This window comes from Acinetobacter sp. 231_lipA, from assembly GCF_058243005.1.
Map to the genome: position 1 here is coordinate 1,444,236 of NZ_JBZAYU010000001.1, position 15,629 is coordinate 1,459,864.

Annotated in this window: 16 protein-coding genes; all 16 read left to right on the forward strand. The window is 41.3% G+C overall.

The genetic code is table 11. The features are described from left to right. The first annotated feature begins 9 nt into the window (after nucleotides 1-9). The 16 genes from AC4CUX_RS07290 (at nucleotide 10) to rfbC (ending at nucleotide 15,624) form a co-directional block, all read left to right on the forward strand. A complete protein-coding gene (locus tag AC4CUX_RS07290) occupies nucleotides 10-1,035 on the forward strand; it encodes an NAD-dependent epimerase/dehydratase family protein (protein ID WP_490792268.1) in 1,026 nt (341 codons plus the stop codon). 10 nt (nucleotides 1,036-1,045) lie between these two features. After that, a complete protein-coding gene (locus tag AC4CUX_RS07295) occupies nucleotides 1,046-2,218 on the forward strand; it encodes an oligosaccharide flippase family protein (protein WP_490792269.1) in 1,173 nt (390 codons plus the stop codon). A gap of 23 nt (nucleotides 2,219-2,241) precedes the next feature. After that, nucleotides 2,242-2,811 (forward strand): acyltransferase, encoded by a 570-nt coding sequence (locus AC4CUX_RS07300; protein WP_490792270.1) that lies wholly within the window; start codon nucleotides 2,242-2,244, stop codon nucleotides 2,809-2,811. 120 nt (nucleotides 2,812-2,931) lie between these two features. Beyond that, complete coding sequence (locus AC4CUX_RS07305; RefSeq protein WP_490792271.1) at nucleotides 2,932-3,480, forward strand: acyltransferase; 549 nt, start codon at nucleotides 2,932-2,934, stop codon at nucleotides 3,478-3,480. A 33-nt stretch (nucleotides 3,481-3,513) separates the two neighbouring features. Then, a complete protein-coding gene (locus AC4CUX_RS07310) occupies nucleotides 3,514-4,632 on the forward strand; it encodes a glycosyltransferase (RefSeq protein ID WP_490792272.1) in 1,119 nt (372 codons plus the stop codon). Then, the gene (locus AC4CUX_RS07315; protein WP_094148641.1) at nucleotides 4,629-5,723 is read left to right on the forward strand and encodes a glycosyltransferase; all 1,095 of its coding nucleotides are present in this window, start codon (nucleotides 4,629-4,631) and stop codon (nucleotides 5,721-5,723) included. The genes AC4CUX_RS07310 and AC4CUX_RS07315 overlap by 4 nt, the downstream gene beginning before the upstream one ends. Continuing rightward, complete coding sequence (locus tag AC4CUX_RS07320) at nucleotides 5,720-6,859, forward strand: glycosyltransferase family 4 protein (RefSeq protein WP_490792273.1); 1,140 nt, start codon at nucleotides 5,720-5,722, stop codon at nucleotides 6,857-6,859. Before AC4CUX_RS07315 ends, AC4CUX_RS07320 begins: the two co-directional genes overlap by 4 nt. Nucleotides 6,860-6,891: 32 nt before the next feature. Next, the gene (locus AC4CUX_RS07325) at nucleotides 6,892-7,431 is read left to right on the forward strand and encodes a serine O-acetyltransferase (RefSeq protein ID WP_279732319.1); all 540 of its coding nucleotides are present in this window, start codon (nucleotides 6,892-6,894) and stop codon (nucleotides 7,429-7,431) included. Between the two features lie 154 nt (nucleotides 7,432-7,585). Continuing rightward, on the forward strand, nucleotides 7,586-8,185 hold the full coding sequence (locus AC4CUX_RS07330; RefSeq protein ID WP_490792274.1) for a sugar transferase: 600 nt from the start codon (nucleotides 7,586-7,588) through the stop codon (nucleotides 8,183-8,185). Beyond that, entirely contained in the window at nucleotides 8,178-8,834 is a 657-nt protein-coding gene (locus AC4CUX_RS07335) for a NeuD/PglB/VioB family sugar acetyltransferase (RefSeq protein WP_490792275.1), read from the forward strand. The genes AC4CUX_RS07330 and AC4CUX_RS07335 overlap by 8 nt, the downstream gene beginning before the upstream one ends. Before the next feature lie 18 nt (nucleotides 8,835-8,852). Then, nucleotides 8,853-10,022 carry a DegT/DnrJ/EryC1/StrS family aminotransferase gene (locus tag AC4CUX_RS07340; RefSeq protein WP_490792276.1) on the forward strand — a complete coding sequence of 390 codons (1,170 nt, stop codon included), beginning with the start codon at nucleotides 8,853-8,855 and terminating at the stop codon, nucleotides 10,020-10,022. 60 nt (nucleotides 10,023-10,082) lie between these two features. Then, nucleotides 10,083-11,948 (forward strand): polysaccharide biosynthesis protein, encoded by a 1,866-nt coding sequence (locus AC4CUX_RS07345; protein ID WP_490792277.1) that lies wholly within the window; start codon nucleotides 10,083-10,085, stop codon nucleotides 11,946-11,948. Nucleotides 11,949-12,125: 177 nt separating this feature from the next. Beyond that, entirely contained in the window at nucleotides 12,126-13,208 is a 1,083-nt protein-coding gene (gene rfbB / locus AC4CUX_RS07350) for a dTDP-glucose 4,6-dehydratase (RefSeq protein ID WP_153566297.1), read from the forward strand. 13 nt (nucleotides 13,209-13,221) lie between these two features. Next, nucleotides 13,222-14,130, forward strand: coding sequence for a dTDP-4-dehydrorhamnose reductase (rfbD, locus tag AC4CUX_RS07355; RefSeq protein WP_419380923.1), 909 nt, complete (start codon nucleotides 13,222-13,224; stop codon nucleotides 14,128-14,130). Next, nucleotides 14,127-15,017 carry a glucose-1-phosphate thymidylyltransferase RfbA gene (gene rfbA, locus AC4CUX_RS07360; RefSeq protein ID WP_490792278.1) on the forward strand — a complete coding sequence of 297 codons (891 nt, stop codon included), beginning with the start codon at nucleotides 14,127-14,129 and terminating at the stop codon, nucleotides 15,015-15,017. The genes rfbD and rfbA overlap by 4 nt, the downstream gene beginning before the upstream one ends. Before the next feature lie 43 nt (nucleotides 15,018-15,060). Next, nucleotides 15,061-15,624: a dTDP-4-dehydrorhamnose 3,5-epimerase gene (rfbC, locus tag AC4CUX_RS07365; protein ID WP_490792279.1), complete on the forward strand. Its 564-nt coding sequence runs from the start codon at nucleotides 15,061-15,063 to the stop codon at nucleotides 15,622-15,624. The last annotated feature ends 5 nt before the right edge of the window (nucleotides 15,625-15,629 follow it).

The following is a 15,629-nucleotide window of genomic DNA, read 5'->3' on the forward strand; positions in this document are numbered from 1 at the left end:
CATACCATCATGAATCAATATCAACAGGTATGTGACAAGCTCAAAACTGCACCTAAAACTTGGTTGGTGACAGGTGTAGCAGGTTTTATTGGCTCGAATCTTTTAGAAACTTTACTCAAGCTCAATCAAACTGTGGTGGGTTTAGATAACTTCGCCACAGGGCATCGGCATAATTTGGACGAAGTAAAAAGCTTAGTGACTGCGGAGCAATGGGCAAAATTCAGCTTTATTGAAGGTGATATCCGTCAGTTTGCAGATTGCCAAAAAGCATGTGCAGGTGTGGATTATGTCTTGCATGAAGCCGCTTTAGGCTCAGTACCACGTTCAATTGCCGATCCAATCACGACCAATGAAACCAATATCAGTGGTTTCTTAAATATGCTCACTGCTGCGCGTGATGCGGGTGTTGCTAGCTTTACTTATGCAGCCAGCAGTTCGACTTATGGTGATCATCCCGCATTGCCAAAAGTCGAAGAAAATATTGGTAAACCACTTTCACCCTATGCAGTGACGAAGTACGTCAATGAGTTATACGCAGATGTATTTGAGAAAACTTATGGGTTTAAAACAATTGGCTTACGTTACTTTAACGTGTTTGGTCAACGCCAAGATCCGAAAGGTGCTTACGCAGCAGTGATCCCGAAATGGACATCATCAATGATTGCTGGTGAAGATGTGTTTATTAACGGTGATGGTGAAACCAGTCGAGATTTCTGTTTTATTCAAAATGTGGTGCAAGCGAATATTTTAGCTGCGACAACGCAAAGCGATGAAGCAAAAAATCAGGTCTATAATGTGGCACTAGGTGACCGCACGACGCTGAATGAGTTATATCTTGCTATTCAGGCAGCGCTTGCGACAAATGATGTGAACTTTGAGCGTGATCCTGTTTACCGTGAGTTCCGTGCAGGTGATGTACGTCATTCACAAGCGAGCATTGCCAAAATTCAGCAACATTTGGGTTATGCACCGCAGTTCAAAATTGCCAAAGGCATTCAACTGGCCATGCGTTGGTACGTAAACAACTTAAAATGATATTGAACAGATGATTGCGAAATTTTTCGCAAAATATCAGTCCATTGGACTGATTACCTTAAGTTTACTGGCAGGTGCGATAATGACATTTATCGCACTTCCTGTTTTAACACGCCTGTATTCTGTTGCAGACTTTGGTGCGTATGGGATTGCTTTAGCCCTCGTTAGTGTTTTATCGACGGTTGCCAATTTACGTCTTGATCAAGCCTTATTGGTCGCGGACGAGCAAGATAAAAAGAGTCTGATTTTTGAAGGGGCAGTGTTCTCAACGGGCATTGCGATTCTTAGTGGCATCGTCATTAGCTTTATTTTAAATGTTGAAATGGCAGCTGCAGTTGCCACAGGTGTGCTTGCCAATACATTGATTCAGAGTCTGTATAATTATCAATTTTCTGCACATAAAGAATATTTTTGTGCAGGTTTAAATATTTTCCGTAGTGCCATCGTGGTGGCGGTTCAACTGTCCTTACCGTTTGTTATGCAAATTAGCTTGGTGAACAGTTATAACGTCAGCTCGATCATTATGATTGTGGCAGTATTACTTTATCTGCTGAAACATCAGCTCTATCAAGTCAGTTGGCAGGCATTTAAACATTACAAAGATTTTATTTATGCCAATACATCACATGCCTTGCTGAATAGTTTTTCACATAATTTGCCTTACTATGTGGTGTCGCATTTTGTTGGTGTGCAGGCGATGGGCTTCTATGCCATTGTCGAACGGACTTTGCGTGTTCCGATTAATTTGATTTCGCAAACTTTGCGTCAGTTTTTTATTCGCAAATTTAAAGATGCGCACTCAGGCAAGAATGCATTAAAAGCCAGTGTGCTACTGAGTTTAGTTTCACTGCCCTTATTTGCTTTAGTATTTGTATTGCCTGAATCTTTATATTTATGGGTTTTTGGCAGTGAATGGGTGGGTATTTCGAGCTATTTCCAAATTTTAGCTTTAGGTTATTGGGCGATTTTCTGTAATCCACCAAGCTCCGCTTTTCTGATTGCTCAGCGCAACAGCCAAGTATTGTTTAAGTTGCAAATCGTAGAACTCATGATTAAGTTCGCATTATTTGCAGGCTTCTATGCAGTCTTTGCCGATAAATTGTATATGTTACTTGCGGTGCCTGTGGCATTAATTTTTTATAACTTTGCCATTTTATATGTGGTGTGGAGAAACAAAAACTGATGTTTTTTAAATTCTTAAAATACATGAATTGGTTTGCTTCACAGTGCCGTAAAGTGATGTACAACATGGCATTTGGTACACAATTTCGTTACTTCGGCAAAGCGTGTACCCTAGAGATTAATGGCCAAGTCAAGATCGGCAAGAATGTCTATATTGGCGATCATGTCAGTTTAATTGTTGAGCAAGGTGCATTTTTAGAAATTGCAGATAACAGTTTTATTGGTGAAAGCTGTTATATCAAATGCTTTGGTGGCAAGGTGTCGATTGGCCAAGACGTTAGCATTAATTCTAAGTCTTTTATCAATGGCTGTGGTGGTATCACGATTGGCGATAACACCCGTATTGGTACGCAAAGCATCATCATTGCCAGTAATCATAAATTTGGTGAGCCGGATTTGTTAGTGAAAGATGCGATTACCAAACAAGGCGTGAGTTTAGGTGAAAATATTTGGCTTGGTGCGCGGGTGACGGTACTCGATGGCGTGAAAATTCCAAATGATTCGGTGATTGGGGCATGTAGCCTCGTGTCGAAACCTTTGGATGAATCGGGTGTGTATGTCGGCAGTCCTGCCAAAAAAATCAAATCGCTCTGATCTTATTTTTCATCCTGCATCGTGACTGCGGTTTCCATATCGTAAAGTGGATTTTCAGCGTAAAATATTCAGCTTAATTTCCTCTCTTTTGATTTTCTGATCCTGACATAGGTCATGCGTATGGCATTTATGGTTTCTGCTTTTCGACAGCTGTTTGATCTGGCTTATTTTATGGCGAAGGGCAGTGTGGCTTATGCACGTAAAAAAGGTGTAAAAGTCGGTGAAAATTGCCGAATTTATATTAAAAGCTGGGGCTCAGAACCATTTTTGGTCAGCCTTGGTGACCATGTGACCGTGACCTCAGGGGTGAAATTTATTACCCATGACGGCAGTACATGTTTGGTTCATGATGAGCAAGGCAAACGCTATCAACGCTTTGCCCCGATTCAAGTGGGTTCGCATGTCTTTATAGGTGTGAATAGCATTATTATGCCGGGCGTGAGCATTGGCTCAAATGTCGTGATTGGTGCAGGTTCGGTGGTGACCAAAGATATTCCTGACCATAGCGTGGCGATTGGTGTACCTGCCAAAGTGGTGAGCAGTTTTGATGACTTCCAAGCCAAAATTCAAAGCACCTGTGCCAGTGATACTGACTTAGCTGGTATTACGGATTATCGTGCGCGCGTGGAACGTGCCATGGCGACTCAAGCCTCAAAAAACCAATTTTAATTTTCTATCATTTCATAAAATTTAGGTCTGCATATGTTGAATAAAGTCATGTTCTTTTTGCCAAGCTTGGGCGGTGGCGGTGCAGAACGTACGGTCATTCAACTGGCGAACAGTTTTGCTGAACAAGGGCTTAAAATTCATTTAGGCGTATGTGACCTGAATGGCGATAAAGCCAAGCTCTTATCCGAAGTGAGTTCTAAAATTGAATTGGTCAATTTTAATTGCGGTCGGGTGATGAATAGCATCACGCCTTTAAAAATAAAAATGAAAGCTGAGCAATATGATTGCTTAGTGGCAACACAAACCCATACCAATATTGTGGCAGGGATTGCGAAAAAACTCGCAGGTGTTAAAACGCGATTAATCTTCCGTGAAGTATCGACACCGTCAAAAAATATGAAGTTGCAAGGTGTGGCTAAATTTGTGCTGAAAATTTTGGTGAATTGGACCTATCCCATGGCACAGCAAGTGGTCTGTGTTTCTAAAGGGAGTGAAGCCGATTTTCGTGAATATTATGCCTATAAAAATAATAATCTGAGTACCATTTATAACCCAGTATTGGACGATGCCTATTTTGAAAAACTCAAAGCGCCAGTCACACATCGCTTTTTTAATAATGATCACAAAGTGATTTTGGCAGTGGGGCGTCTCACTGAAGCAAAGAACTTTGGTTTTCTGATTCGTTCCTTTAAAGCCTTGCATAATCAGCATCCTGAAACCCGATTACTGATTTTAGGTGAAGGCGAATTACGTGCTGAGTTTGAGGCTCTAGTAGCCGAGTTGGGTTTAAACGATGTGGTGGATTTACCGGGCTTTGATGCTAATCCATACGCTTATTTTAAATATGCATCGCTGTTTGTTTTAAGTTCCAATTGGGAAGGTTTGCCTGGAGTACTCATTCAGGCGTTGGCTTCAAAAGTAAAAGTGGTCAGTACCAACTGCCCAAGCGGTCCGATGGAAATTCTAGAAAACTCCGAGTTTGGTTTATTGGTCGAATGCAATGATCAGGCAGGGTTAACTCAAGCTATGCAACAGGCGATTTTTGCAGATTATGTGCAATATCAAGAAGCTGATTTTGAAGTGCATATTCAGCAGTTTCATAAGCAAACCGTACTTAAGCAGTATTTGCGTATGATGGAGTCTGCAGCATGAGCAAACCATTAATGGTGCATGTGATTACCAACTTTGCGGGCGTGGGCGGTGCAGAGATGATGCTGGCACGTTTGATTCAACACACTGAACACCAATACGAACATGTGATCATTGCTTTAATGAAAACATCAGAGGTGTATCAAAGTACTTTAGATCGTTGTCAGGCGCATTATGCACTGGATTGGAATGGTATAAACACATTGGGTACGGTAAGCAAACTGCGTACATTGCTTAAAAAACTACAGCCTGCAACGGTGCAATGCTGGATGTACCATGCCAATGTGTTGACCAGTCTCAGTGTCATTGGTTTAGCTCAAAAACCGAATGTGGTGTGGGGCATTCATCATTCGCTTGCTTCTCCCAAAGATGAATCGATCAGTACCAAAATTGCCTTGGCCTTAAGTAAAATATTGTCACAGCAAGCCAGTGCCATTATTTATTGTGCGCATTCGTCTATGCAGCATCATCATGCCTTTGGCTTTAAAAATGCCAATAGTCAAGTGATTGCCAATGGCGTGTTTTTAGATAAATTTCAGCCCAATCCTCAATTGCATGAACCAACCGTGATTGGTTTTGCAGGGCGTTATCACACGGCCAAAGGCTATCCCTATTTGTTTGAAACCATGGGCTTGCTGAAAAATGAAAACATCATTTTTAAAATTGCAGGTGGTGGTGCAAGCCTAGAAAATGCTGAAGTGAAAGCTTTATTCGAGCAGTATAAGTTAGATGCTCAAAAGGTGCATTTGCTTGATCAAATCTCGGACATGCCTGCCTTTTATCAATCCATTGATGCATTACTCATGACTTCGATTACCGAAGGTTTTCCGAATGTCTTGGTCGAAGCGATGGCATCGGGACTGCCGTGTATCAGCACCGATGTTGGCGATGCCAAATATATTGTGCAGGATTTGGGAAGCATCGTTCCACCACGCAATGCCAAAGCTTTGGCAGATGCCATTTTAGCTTATACACAAAAATCAGAAGCAGAAAAACAAAGCTTAAAACAAGCAACGCGTGAATGGGTAGAGCAGAACTTCAGTATTGAAACTGTCAGTGGTCAATATATGCAGGTGTGGAGCCAACAGGCATGAAGTTTTTAATGATCAGCAGTTTTCTGCCTTCTGTTTTAAATTTCCGCGGGAAACTGTTGGAAGCCATTCATGCGCAAGGCTATGAAATTCATATTATGGCGCCTGAGTTTGTGTCATTTCCTGAAGAGCAGCAAAAACTGCAAGCCCTTGGCTATCATCTGCATGAGATTCCCATGCAGCGTACCGGCACCAATCCACTGGCTGATTTAAAACTGTTAAAACATATCTATCGGCAAATTCGTCAAATTCAGCCTGACTACTTGCTGTCCTATACCATTAAACCGGTCATTTACGGTACCTTGGCGGCTTGGCTTGCGAAAGTACCGCATCGTTTTGCCTTAATTACAGGTCTTGGCTATGCCTTTCAAAATGTAGAAGCGGGTAAGCGCAGTCTGTTTCAAAAGCTGGTGCATGGCTTATATGCGCAAGCGCTCAAACGTAGCGACAAAGTCTTTTTTCAAAATCCTGATGACCTCAAATTATTTCAAGATATGCACTTGCTTGATGCTGATAAACCCACTGTAGTAGTGAATGGTTCAGGGGTAAATGTGCAAGACTTTGATGTCATGCCTTTACCCAAAAATGAACAAGGGCAGGTCAAAGCCTCATTCTTACTGATTGCACGCCTTTTAGGTGATAAAGGCGTACGTGAATATGCTGAATCGGCACGCATCATCAAAGCACAATATCCTGAATCGGAATTTCATTTGGTCGGTTGGATTGATGATAATCCATCTGCTATCTCGCAATCTGAACTCGATACATGGATTGCCGATGGTCGCCTTAAATATTGGGGCAAACTCAGTGATGTCCGTCCTGCAATTGCAGAATGCTCAGTGTATGTGTTGCCATCTTATCGTGAAGGCACGCCACGTACGGTATTAGAGGCGATGGCTATGGGACGGGCGATTATTACCACCGATGCACCGGGCTGCCGTGAAACGGTATCGCACGGTGTGAATGGTTATTTGGTTGCAGTGAAATCAGGCGATGAGCTGGTGCAAAGCATGCAATACTTTATTGAAGATCCAAAACTGATTGAGTATATGGGACAGCGTTCGCGAGAAATTACGCTGAATAAATATGATGTGCTTCAAGTAAATAAGCACATGATGGCTGAAATGGATATTCATTAAAGGCGATTCACCCAATTTAAGAGGCGATCCAGATGACCTTAAAATATATAAAAAGTGATTTATACCGTTATACCGGTCATGTCAGTTTTAAAACATTTTTGAAAACTTATTTATTTAATCGTGGTTTTAATTTTTCATTTTGGCTGCGTTTAGCCAGTTCAAAAACTGTATGGGCAAAGTTGGCTTATCCTATTTATTATTATAAAAAAAAGCAGTACGGCATTGATATTCATACCACGACTCAAATTGGCTACGGCTTGTTTATTGGGCATGGCGGGCCGTTGGTCGTTAATCCGACAACTGTGATTGGCAATAATGTGAATTTATCGCAATTTACCACCATTGGTGCAAATGGCGGCCGTCAAGCCGCAGAAATTGGCGATAATGTTTATATTGGGCCCAATGTCTGCATCATTGAGCATGTCAAAATTGGCAATAATGCCACTATAGGTGCAGGAAGCGTTGTGACCAAAGATATTCCTGAAAATGCAACTGCGGTGGGAAACTATGCGAAGGTGATCAGCATGAATAATCCGGGTCAGGCAGTCAATCGTCGTTGGACAGATTTCTAAACGGATATATGGTGTGACAGCTTTTAGAATGGGGAATACTTGAGTCCCTTTGACCGTTGAAATATTTTACAAATCTGATGGCTTTGGACAGGGTATAATGATTGCTAGAAATGGATACCATTTCCCCATCTTCATCTAATCTTAAGAGTGAACCATGTTAAAGCGGTTATTGGATATTGTTATTGCATCATCTGCGCTGGTGCTGCTGTCTCCTATTTATGCTTTGGTGGCTTATAAGGTGAAAAAAAATCTAGGCTCGCCTGTCTTATTCCGTCAGGTACGTCCGGGTCTGCATGGCAAGCCTTTTGAAATGATTAAGTTTCGCACCATGAAGGATGCGCTTGATGCTGAGGGCAATCCATTACCCGATAGTGAGCGTTTAACGCCTTTTGGTAAAATGCTACGCGCCACCAGTTTGGATGAAATGCCAGAGTTATGGAATGTGATTAAAGGCGATATGAGTATCGTGGGGCCACGCCCTTTGTTGATGGAATATTTACCTTTATATAATAGCGAGCAAGCCAAACGCCATGATGTGCGCCCCGGTATTACGGGCTATGCGCAGGTGAATGGACGTAATGCTATTTCATGGGAAAAGAAGTTTGAACTCGACACATGGTATGTCAACAATCAGTCCCTGTGGCTCGACTTTAAAATCATGCTGAAAACGGTAAAAAAAGTGCTCGCGAAAGATGATATTAGTGCCGAAGGTGACGTCACGATGCATAAATTCACAGGCAGCAAACATGACTAAACTTTATGCTGTATATGGGGCTTCGGGGTGTGGACGTAGTCTGATGCCTGTAGCGCGTCAACAATTAGCACGTCAGCAAGAGCCTGCTGAAATTGTGTTTATTGATGATGCCTTGACTGAAATTACGATAGTGAATGGTCATCGTGCCATGAACTACCCACAATTTAAAGCACAGCCTGTATCTTTCAAAGCGGTACTGATTGCAATTGCTAACAGCCAAGCACGTGAAAAAATTGCACTGAAACTGGAGCAAGATGGTCTTCCATTGTGGTCAGTGCAGGCAGATAATACGCTGCTGATGGATGCGGTAGAACTTGGCGCAGGTGCTGCGTTGAGTCCTTTTGTCACGATTACATCCAATATTAAAATTGGCAAATGCTTCCACGCCAATCTATATAGTTATGTGGAGCATGATTGTGTGATTGGTGATTTCGTCACGTTTGCACCGGGCGTAAAATGCAACGGTAATATTCATATAGAAGACCATGTTTATATTGGTGCAGGTGCCGTGATTAAACAAGGCACACCTGCGCAACCTTTGGTGATTGGTCGTGGTGCTGTGGTGGGTATGGGCGCTGTGGTGACCAAAAGCGTGCCTGCGGGCGTAACAGTGGTGGGAAATCCTGCCCGTATACTGACCAGTAAATGATAAATTTAGGAAAAACTCATGTTAAACACTGCATTTGAACCGTGGCCAAGTTTCACCTCAGCTGAAGCAGATGCGGTGTCAAAGGTCCTTTTATCCAATAAAGTCAATTATTGGACAGGACAAGAGTGCCGTGAGTTTGAAAAAGAATTTGCAGCATTTGCGCAGACGCAGTATGCCGTCGCTGTAGCCAATGGTACAGTCGCACTCGATTTAGCACTCAAAGCTTTAGGTATTGGTGCAGGTGATGATGTGATTGTCACTTCACGTACTTTTTTAGCTTCAGCAAGCTCGATTGTCACTGCCGGTGCTAATCCTATTTTCGCTGATGTAGAGCTGGATTCACAGAATATTTCTCGACGTACTATTGAAGCAGTGATTACGTCGAATACCAAAGCGATTATTTGTGTGCATTTGGCAGGTTGGATGTGTGATATGGATCCGATCATGCAGTTGGCTGAGGAAAAAGGCATCTTCGTGATTGAAGATTGTGCTCAAGCGCATGGTGCAAAGTACAAAGGCAAATCAGCAGGTTCAATCGGTCATATTGGCGCATGGTCATTCTGCCAAGACAAAATTATGACTACAGGTGGTGAAGGCGGCATGGTCACTACCAATGATGAAAGTCTGTGGAAAAAAATGTGGTCGTATAAAGATCACGGCAAAAACTTTGATAGCGTGTATAACAAGCAACATCCGCCGGGATTCCGCTGGCTGCATGACTCATTTGGCACCAACTGGCGCATGATGGAAATGCAGGCGGTGATTGGTCGTTTGCAACTCAAACAAATGCCTGAATGGACTGCAAAACGTAATGCCAATATGGCGCGTATCCAAGCGGCGTTTGAAAATAGTCCGTATTTTACTGTAGTAAAACCGTCTGTTGAATATGTGCATGCAGCCTATAAATGCTATGTGCAAGTGAATACTTCAGCCTTGCCTGAAGATTGGTCGCGTGATCGAATCATGGCAGAAATCAATGCATTGAATGTGCCTTGTTTTAGCGGCTCGTGTTCAGAAGTGTATTTAGAAAAAGCATTTGATGGTACGCCTTGGCGTCCTGCGCAGTCTTTACCGCAAGCTAAACAGCTCGGTACAACAAGTTTAATGTTCCTTGTACACCCAACCTTGTCTGAGCACAGCTTGCAGAAAACCGTGGATGCGATCCAAGCGGTGATCGCAAAAATCTAAACCAGAAAAGCACGTATAATATACGCGCGAATATTCCTCTTTACCTGATTCGAGCACGTTGTGAAAGAATTTATCCGTTCTATAGCATCATTACCGCGTCGCCAAAAACAAATCGTTTTGGTGCTGATGGATATCTGTATTTTACCATTGATGATGTGGTTGGCTTATGCTATCCGTTTGGCACGTCCCAATGTTCAGGTCATGCAAGGACTGGATGCTTGGTATATTTATGTCGGTGTAGTTGGCATTCTGATTTTTGCCTTGCTTGGTATTTACCGTGCAATTGTGCGTTCATTTAATGAAGATTATTTGCTGCGAATTTTAATCGGGACATTTATTCAAATCGTGGCCTTATACACGATAAAAAAACTCAATGTTGCATTTATTCCGATGAGTATTCCACTGATGTATGGCTTTATGCTGTTTTCATACATGTGGTGGAGCCGTGCCGTCATTCGCTACGCTACTCTTAAAACTTTTGCCAAAAAGCAAAGCCGTAAACGTGTGGCGATTTATGGCGCTGGGCTGGCAGGTCAGCAAATTGCAGCAGCTTTAAACCGTTCAGATGATTATTTGCCCGTCTGTTTTATTGACGATAAACGGTCTTTACATGGACAGTCGCTGAGTGGTTTAAAAATTTATTCACCAAGAAAAGTGCAAGCGAAACTTGGAAAATTTGGTATTGAAGAAGTATTACTTGCCATGCCTTCTGTGGGACGTGCGCGTAAAAAAGATATTATTGAGTCTTTTGATACGGCAGATGTCAAAATTATGGAACTGCCAGGGGTAACCCAACTTGTGGATGGTCAAGTCCAAGTTTCAGATATCCGTGAAGTGGATATTATTGACCTATTGGGGCGTGATCCTGTACCGCCGAAACCTGAACTGTTAGAAAAAAATATTAAAAATAAAGTGGTCATGGTGACAGGGGCGGGCGGTTCAATTGGTTCTGAGCTTTGTCGTCAGATTGTGAAGCATCAGCCGAAAATGCTAGTGCTGTTTGAAATGTCTGAATTTGCTTTGTATTCAATCGACCGTGAATTGCAGGCTTCTGATATACAAATTATTCCAGTGCTAGGTTCTGTCACCCATCAGCAAAAATTAGAACGTATTATTCAAGAGTACAAAGTGCAAACGGTTTATCACGCCGCAGCATATAAACATGTACCACTTGTTGAAGCAAATCCATTTGAAGGTATTTATAATACTTCCATTGGCACACAGCGTAGTGTAGATGCAGCGGTAAACCAAAATGTTGAAAATTTTGTTTTAATTTCAACAGATAAAGCGGTACGTCCAACCAGTGTGATGGGGGCGTCTAAACGTATGGCAGAATTGTATTGTCAGGGTCTAGCGTCGACGAATCCAAAAACTCAAATTAGTATTGTACGCTTTGGCAATGTACTTGGTTCGTCAGGTTCTGTCGTCCCTTTGTTTAAAAAGCAGATTGCTAAAGGCGGGCCTGTTGCAGTAACGCACCCAGAAGTAACGCGTTATTTTATGACCATTCCTGAAGCTGCGCAGTTAGTGATTCAGGCGGGGGCAATGGGAACAGGCGGAGATGTTTTTCTGCTGGATATGGGTGAACCCGTTAAAATTGTTGATTTGGCTAAACAGATGATTCGTCTAAGTGGGTTTAAACCTATAGATGAAAAAGGCTTAGGGGATATTGCACTTCAGTTTACAGGATTGCGTCCAGGTGAAAAACTATATGAAGAGCTACTCATCGAATCTGAAAATGTTAGCAAAACTGACCATGAACGAATTTTAAAATCGTATGAGCATTTTTATTTTTTTGATCAAATTAACAGCGTATTTATGCAGTTATCTGATTTATCTGAACAAGGAGATAATCAGACAAAAATTAAAAATATCTTACAAACCTATGTAGAGGGTTACAAAACCAAAGATTTGCACAAGAATTGATATATTTTATTAATGTTCATTTGATAAAGCTTAACGTGTTCAATTAAACTATTTATACAATTTATTTACATATTTTGAATAAAATACTGAAATAGTTTTAGAATAAAGAAACATCTTATCTATAGATAACCTAAAATTATTTTGCTATCAATCAATTTAAATTAAGAGCAGGAAAATATGAAATTATTGGTAACAGGCGCTGCTGGTTTTATTGGTTCAGCAGTCGTTCGCCATATTATTCAAAATACACCCCATCAGGTACTCAATGTCGATAAACTCACTTATGCTGGTAATTTAGAATCGTTGGCATTGGTTGAAAATAATGAACGTTATCAATTTTCCCAAACTGATATTTGTGATCGCATTGCATTAGATCAATTATTTGAAAGTTTTCAACCAGATGCTGTGATGCATTTGGCTGCTGAATCGCATGTTGACCGTTCAATTACAGGCCCTGCTGCATTTGTTGAAACCAATATTATTGGAACATACCAGTTGTTGGAGGCTGCTCGTCATTATTGGAACGGTTTAAGCGAAGATAAAAAGCAAGCATTTCGTTTCCACCACATTTCAACGGATGAGGTTTATGGTGACTTAGAAGGTACAGATGACTTGTTCCTTGAGACAACACCGTATGCTCCAAGTTCACCATATTCAGCAAGTAAGGCTAGTTCAGATCATTTGGTTCGTGCATGGCACCGAACCTATGGTTTACCTGTCGTTTTAACCAATTGCTCAAACAACTATGGCCCTTATCATTTCCCAGAAAAGCTGATTCCATTAATTATTTTGAATGCCCTCAATGGCAAAGCATTACCTGTATATGGTAATGGGAATCAAATTCGTGATTGGCTATTTGTAGAAGATCATGCACGTGCTTTATATAAAGTGGTTACTGAGGCTGCTGTTGGTGAAACTTATAATATTGGCGGTCATAACGAACAAAAGAATATTGATGTTGTTAAAGCCATTTGCACATTGTTAGAAGAGCTTGCACCAAATAAACCAAATGGTGTGGCTCGTTATGAAGACTTGATTACTTATGTGACAGATCGCCCTGGTCACGATTTACGCTATGCAATTGATGCAAGCAAAATTCAAAAAGACCTTGGTTGGGTGCCTGAAGAAAGTTTTGAAACGGGTTTAAGAAAAACCGTTGAGTGGTATTTGAATAACCAAGCGTGGGTTCAACATATTCAAAGTGGTGAATATCAAAATTGGATCAATCAACAGTATCAGGTTGCAGAAGAAACAAATTAAGTTGCGTAATACTATGAAAATACTGTTGTTAGGAAAAAATGGCCAAGTGGGGTGGGAGTTACAGCGCGCACTCCAACCACTTGGAGAGGTGATTGCTTTAGATCGTCAAACAAACCCTGAGGGTTGGTGTGGTGATGTTGCAAACTTTGCAGAAATCTCAAAAGCCTTTGAACAAATTCGCCCAGATATTGTTGTGAATGCAAGCGCTTATACCGCTGTAGATAAGGCTGAATCTGATGCTGAACAGACACATCTTATCAATGCTTTAGCGGTTAAGCACTTGGCTGAGGAATGTCAAAAGCATAGTGCATTGTTGATTCATTATTCAACAGACTATGTGTTTGATGGCACAGGTGTTTTGGCATGGAAAGAGGATGACCAAACAGCCCCAGTTAATTTGTATGGTCAAACTAAACGAGATGGTGAGCTTGCTTTAGAGCAAAGCGGAGTTTCATTTCTAAATTTCCGTACCTGTTGGGTCTATGCGGCGCGAGGAAATAATTTCATTAAGACCATGCTTAAATTGGCGCAAATGAAAGAAGAGCTGAATATCATCCAAGATCAAGTTGGTGTACCTACTGGGGCAGCACTGATTGCAGATGTCACGGCTCAAGCTATTCGCTATTATACTTTACAGTCGGATGAACAAAAAATACTGTTGCACGGTCATTACCATTTAGCGCCTACAGGTGAAACAACATGGTATGATTATGCGCAATTTGTGTTTGCACAGGCACGTGAACATAATCAACCACTGATTTTAAAACAAGTGAATCCAATAGAAACACAAGCTTACCCAACACCAGCAAAGCGCCCTTTAAATTCACGTTTAAATACAGATAAGTTACAACAAAATTTTAAATTACACCTGCCACATTGGCAGCAAGGTGTAGCACAAGTATTAGAGGAACTTCTTCCATGAGTCAAATAAAACGCAAAGGCATTATTCTTGCGGGTGGGTCGGGTACACGTTTGTATCCAATTACTATGGGAACGTCAAAACAGTTACTCCCAATTTATGATAAGCCTATGATTTATTATCCTTTGTCAGTTCTGATGCTGGCAGGGATTAATGAAATTTTGATTATTTCGACACCAGAAGATTTACCTAATTTTGAAAAACTTTTAGGTACAGGTGAAGAGCTCGGAATTAAACTTTCTTATAAAGTCCAACCATCACCAGATGGTCTTGCTCAAGCCTTTATTTTAGGGGAAGAGTTTATTGGTGAGGATAATGTTTGTCTGATTTTGGGCGATAACATTTTCTATGGTCAACACTTTAGTGAGCAACTCAAACGTGCAGCGTCACAAGTTAGTGGTGCAACAGTCTTTGGTTATTATGTAAATGATCCTGAACGTTTTGGTGTGGTTGACTTTGACGCAGAAGGAAAGGCTCTCAGTATTGAAGAAAAGCCTGAACAACCAAAATCAAACTACGCGGTAACGGGTTTATATTTCTATGACAACAAAGTTATAGAAATTGCTAAAAATATTCAGCCGTCACACCGTGGTGAGCTGGAAATTACTGATGTGAATAATGTTTATTTACAGCAAAACGAGTTGAATGTTGAAGTGCTTGGCCGTGGTTTTGCGTGGCTAGATACAGGTACGCATGACTCATTGCTCGAAGCAAGTCAGTTTGTACAAACAATTGAACACCGTCAGGGTTTGAAAGTGGCGAGTTTGGAAGAAATTTCTTTCAACAATGGATGGATCAATGCCGATCAGCTCAAAGCGCGTGGCGAGTTCTTTAAAAAGACTGGCTATGGTCAGTATTTGCTTAAATTGCTTAAAGAGCACCAAGCATAAGCATTGCTAGAAAAAAAAGACTAGATAAAACTGAGTGATACGAATGAATATTATTGAAACAAAAATTAATGGCCTACTCATACTTGAACCACGCGTGTTTGGAGATGACCGTGGTTGGTTTATGGAAAGCTTTAACCAAAAAAACTTTGAACAAGCTTTAACAGAGCGCGGTCTTGAGGTTCCAAATTTTGTTCAGGATAATCATTCGTACTCTCAAAAAGGTGTACTGAGAGGGTTGCATTATCAACTGAATCCACATGCTCAGGGCAAATTGGTACGTGTAGTACAAGGCCGTGCTTGGGATGTGGCTGTCGATATTCGCCAAGATTCTCCTACATTTGGTCAATGGGTTGGTGTAGAGCTTACTGGTGAAAACCATAAGCAGTTCTGGATTCCAGCAGGTTTTGCACACGGTTTTGTGGCTCTTGAGGATAATACGCAGTTCTTATATAAAACGACGAACTATTACTCTAAAGAATGTGAAAGAAGCATTGTTTGGGATGATGCCGATATTTCGATCGAATGGCCTATTGAAAGTGGTCTGGAATTAAAGTTAACCGATAAAGATAAAGAAGCTCCTGGTATTAGATACGCAGTATTGTTTTAATATAT

What these genes read in the sequence shown, in the direction of transcription:
- rfbD (WP_419380923.1), top strand. Translation starts at nt 13,222, where the DNA reads ATGAAAATACTGTTGTTAGGAAAAAATGGCCAAGTGGGGTGGGAGTTA.
- AC4CUX_RS07325 (WP_279732319.1), top strand. Translation starts at nt 6,892, where the DNA reads ATGACCTTAAAATATATAAAAAGTGATTTATACCGTTATACCGGTCAT.
- AC4CUX_RS07300 (WP_490792270.1), top strand. Translation starts at nt 2,242, where the DNA reads ATGAATTGGTTTGCTTCACAGTGCCGTAAAGTGATGTACAACATGGCA.
- AC4CUX_RS07335 (WP_490792275.1), top strand. Translation starts at nt 8,178, where the DNA reads ATGACTAAACTTTATGCTGTATATGGGGCTTCGGGGTGTGGACGTAGT.
- AC4CUX_RS07310 (WP_490792272.1), top strand. Translation starts at nt 3,514, where the DNA reads ATGTTGAATAAAGTCATGTTCTTTTTGCCAAGCTTGGGCGGTGGCGGT.
- AC4CUX_RS07330 (WP_490792274.1), top strand. Translation starts at nt 7,586, where the DNA reads ATGTTAAAGCGGTTATTGGATATTGTTATTGCATCATCTGCGCTGGTG.
- rfbC (WP_490792279.1), top strand. Translation starts at nt 15,061, where the DNA reads ATGAATATTATTGAAACAAAAATTAATGGCCTACTCATACTTGAACCA.
- AC4CUX_RS07295 (WP_490792269.1), top strand. Translation starts at nt 1,046, where the DNA reads ATGATTGCGAAATTTTTCGCAAAATATCAGTCCATTGGACTGATTACC.
- rfbB (WP_153566297.1), top strand. Translation starts at nt 12,126, where the DNA reads ATGAAATTATTGGTAACAGGCGCTGCTGGTTTTATTGGTTCAGCAGTC.
- AC4CUX_RS07305 (WP_490792271.1), top strand. Translation starts at nt 2,932, where the DNA reads ATGGCATTTATGGTTTCTGCTTTTCGACAGCTGTTTGATCTGGCTTAT.
- AC4CUX_RS07340 (WP_490792276.1), top strand. Translation starts at nt 8,853, where the DNA reads ATGTTAAACACTGCATTTGAACCGTGGCCAAGTTTCACCTCAGCTGAA.
- AC4CUX_RS07320 (WP_490792273.1), top strand. Translation starts at nt 5,720, where the DNA reads ATGAAGTTTTTAATGATCAGCAGTTTTCTGCCTTCTGTTTTAAATTTC.
- rfbA (WP_490792278.1), top strand. Translation starts at nt 14,127, where the DNA reads ATGAGTCAAATAAAACGCAAAGGCATTATTCTTGCGGGTGGGTCGGGT.
- AC4CUX_RS07290 (WP_490792268.1), top strand. Translation starts at nt 10, where the DNA reads ATGAATCAATATCAACAGGTATGTGACAAGCTCAAAACTGCACCTAAA.
- AC4CUX_RS07315 (WP_094148641.1), top strand. Translation starts at nt 4,629, where the DNA reads ATGAGCAAACCATTAATGGTGCATGTGATTACCAACTTTGCGGGCGTG.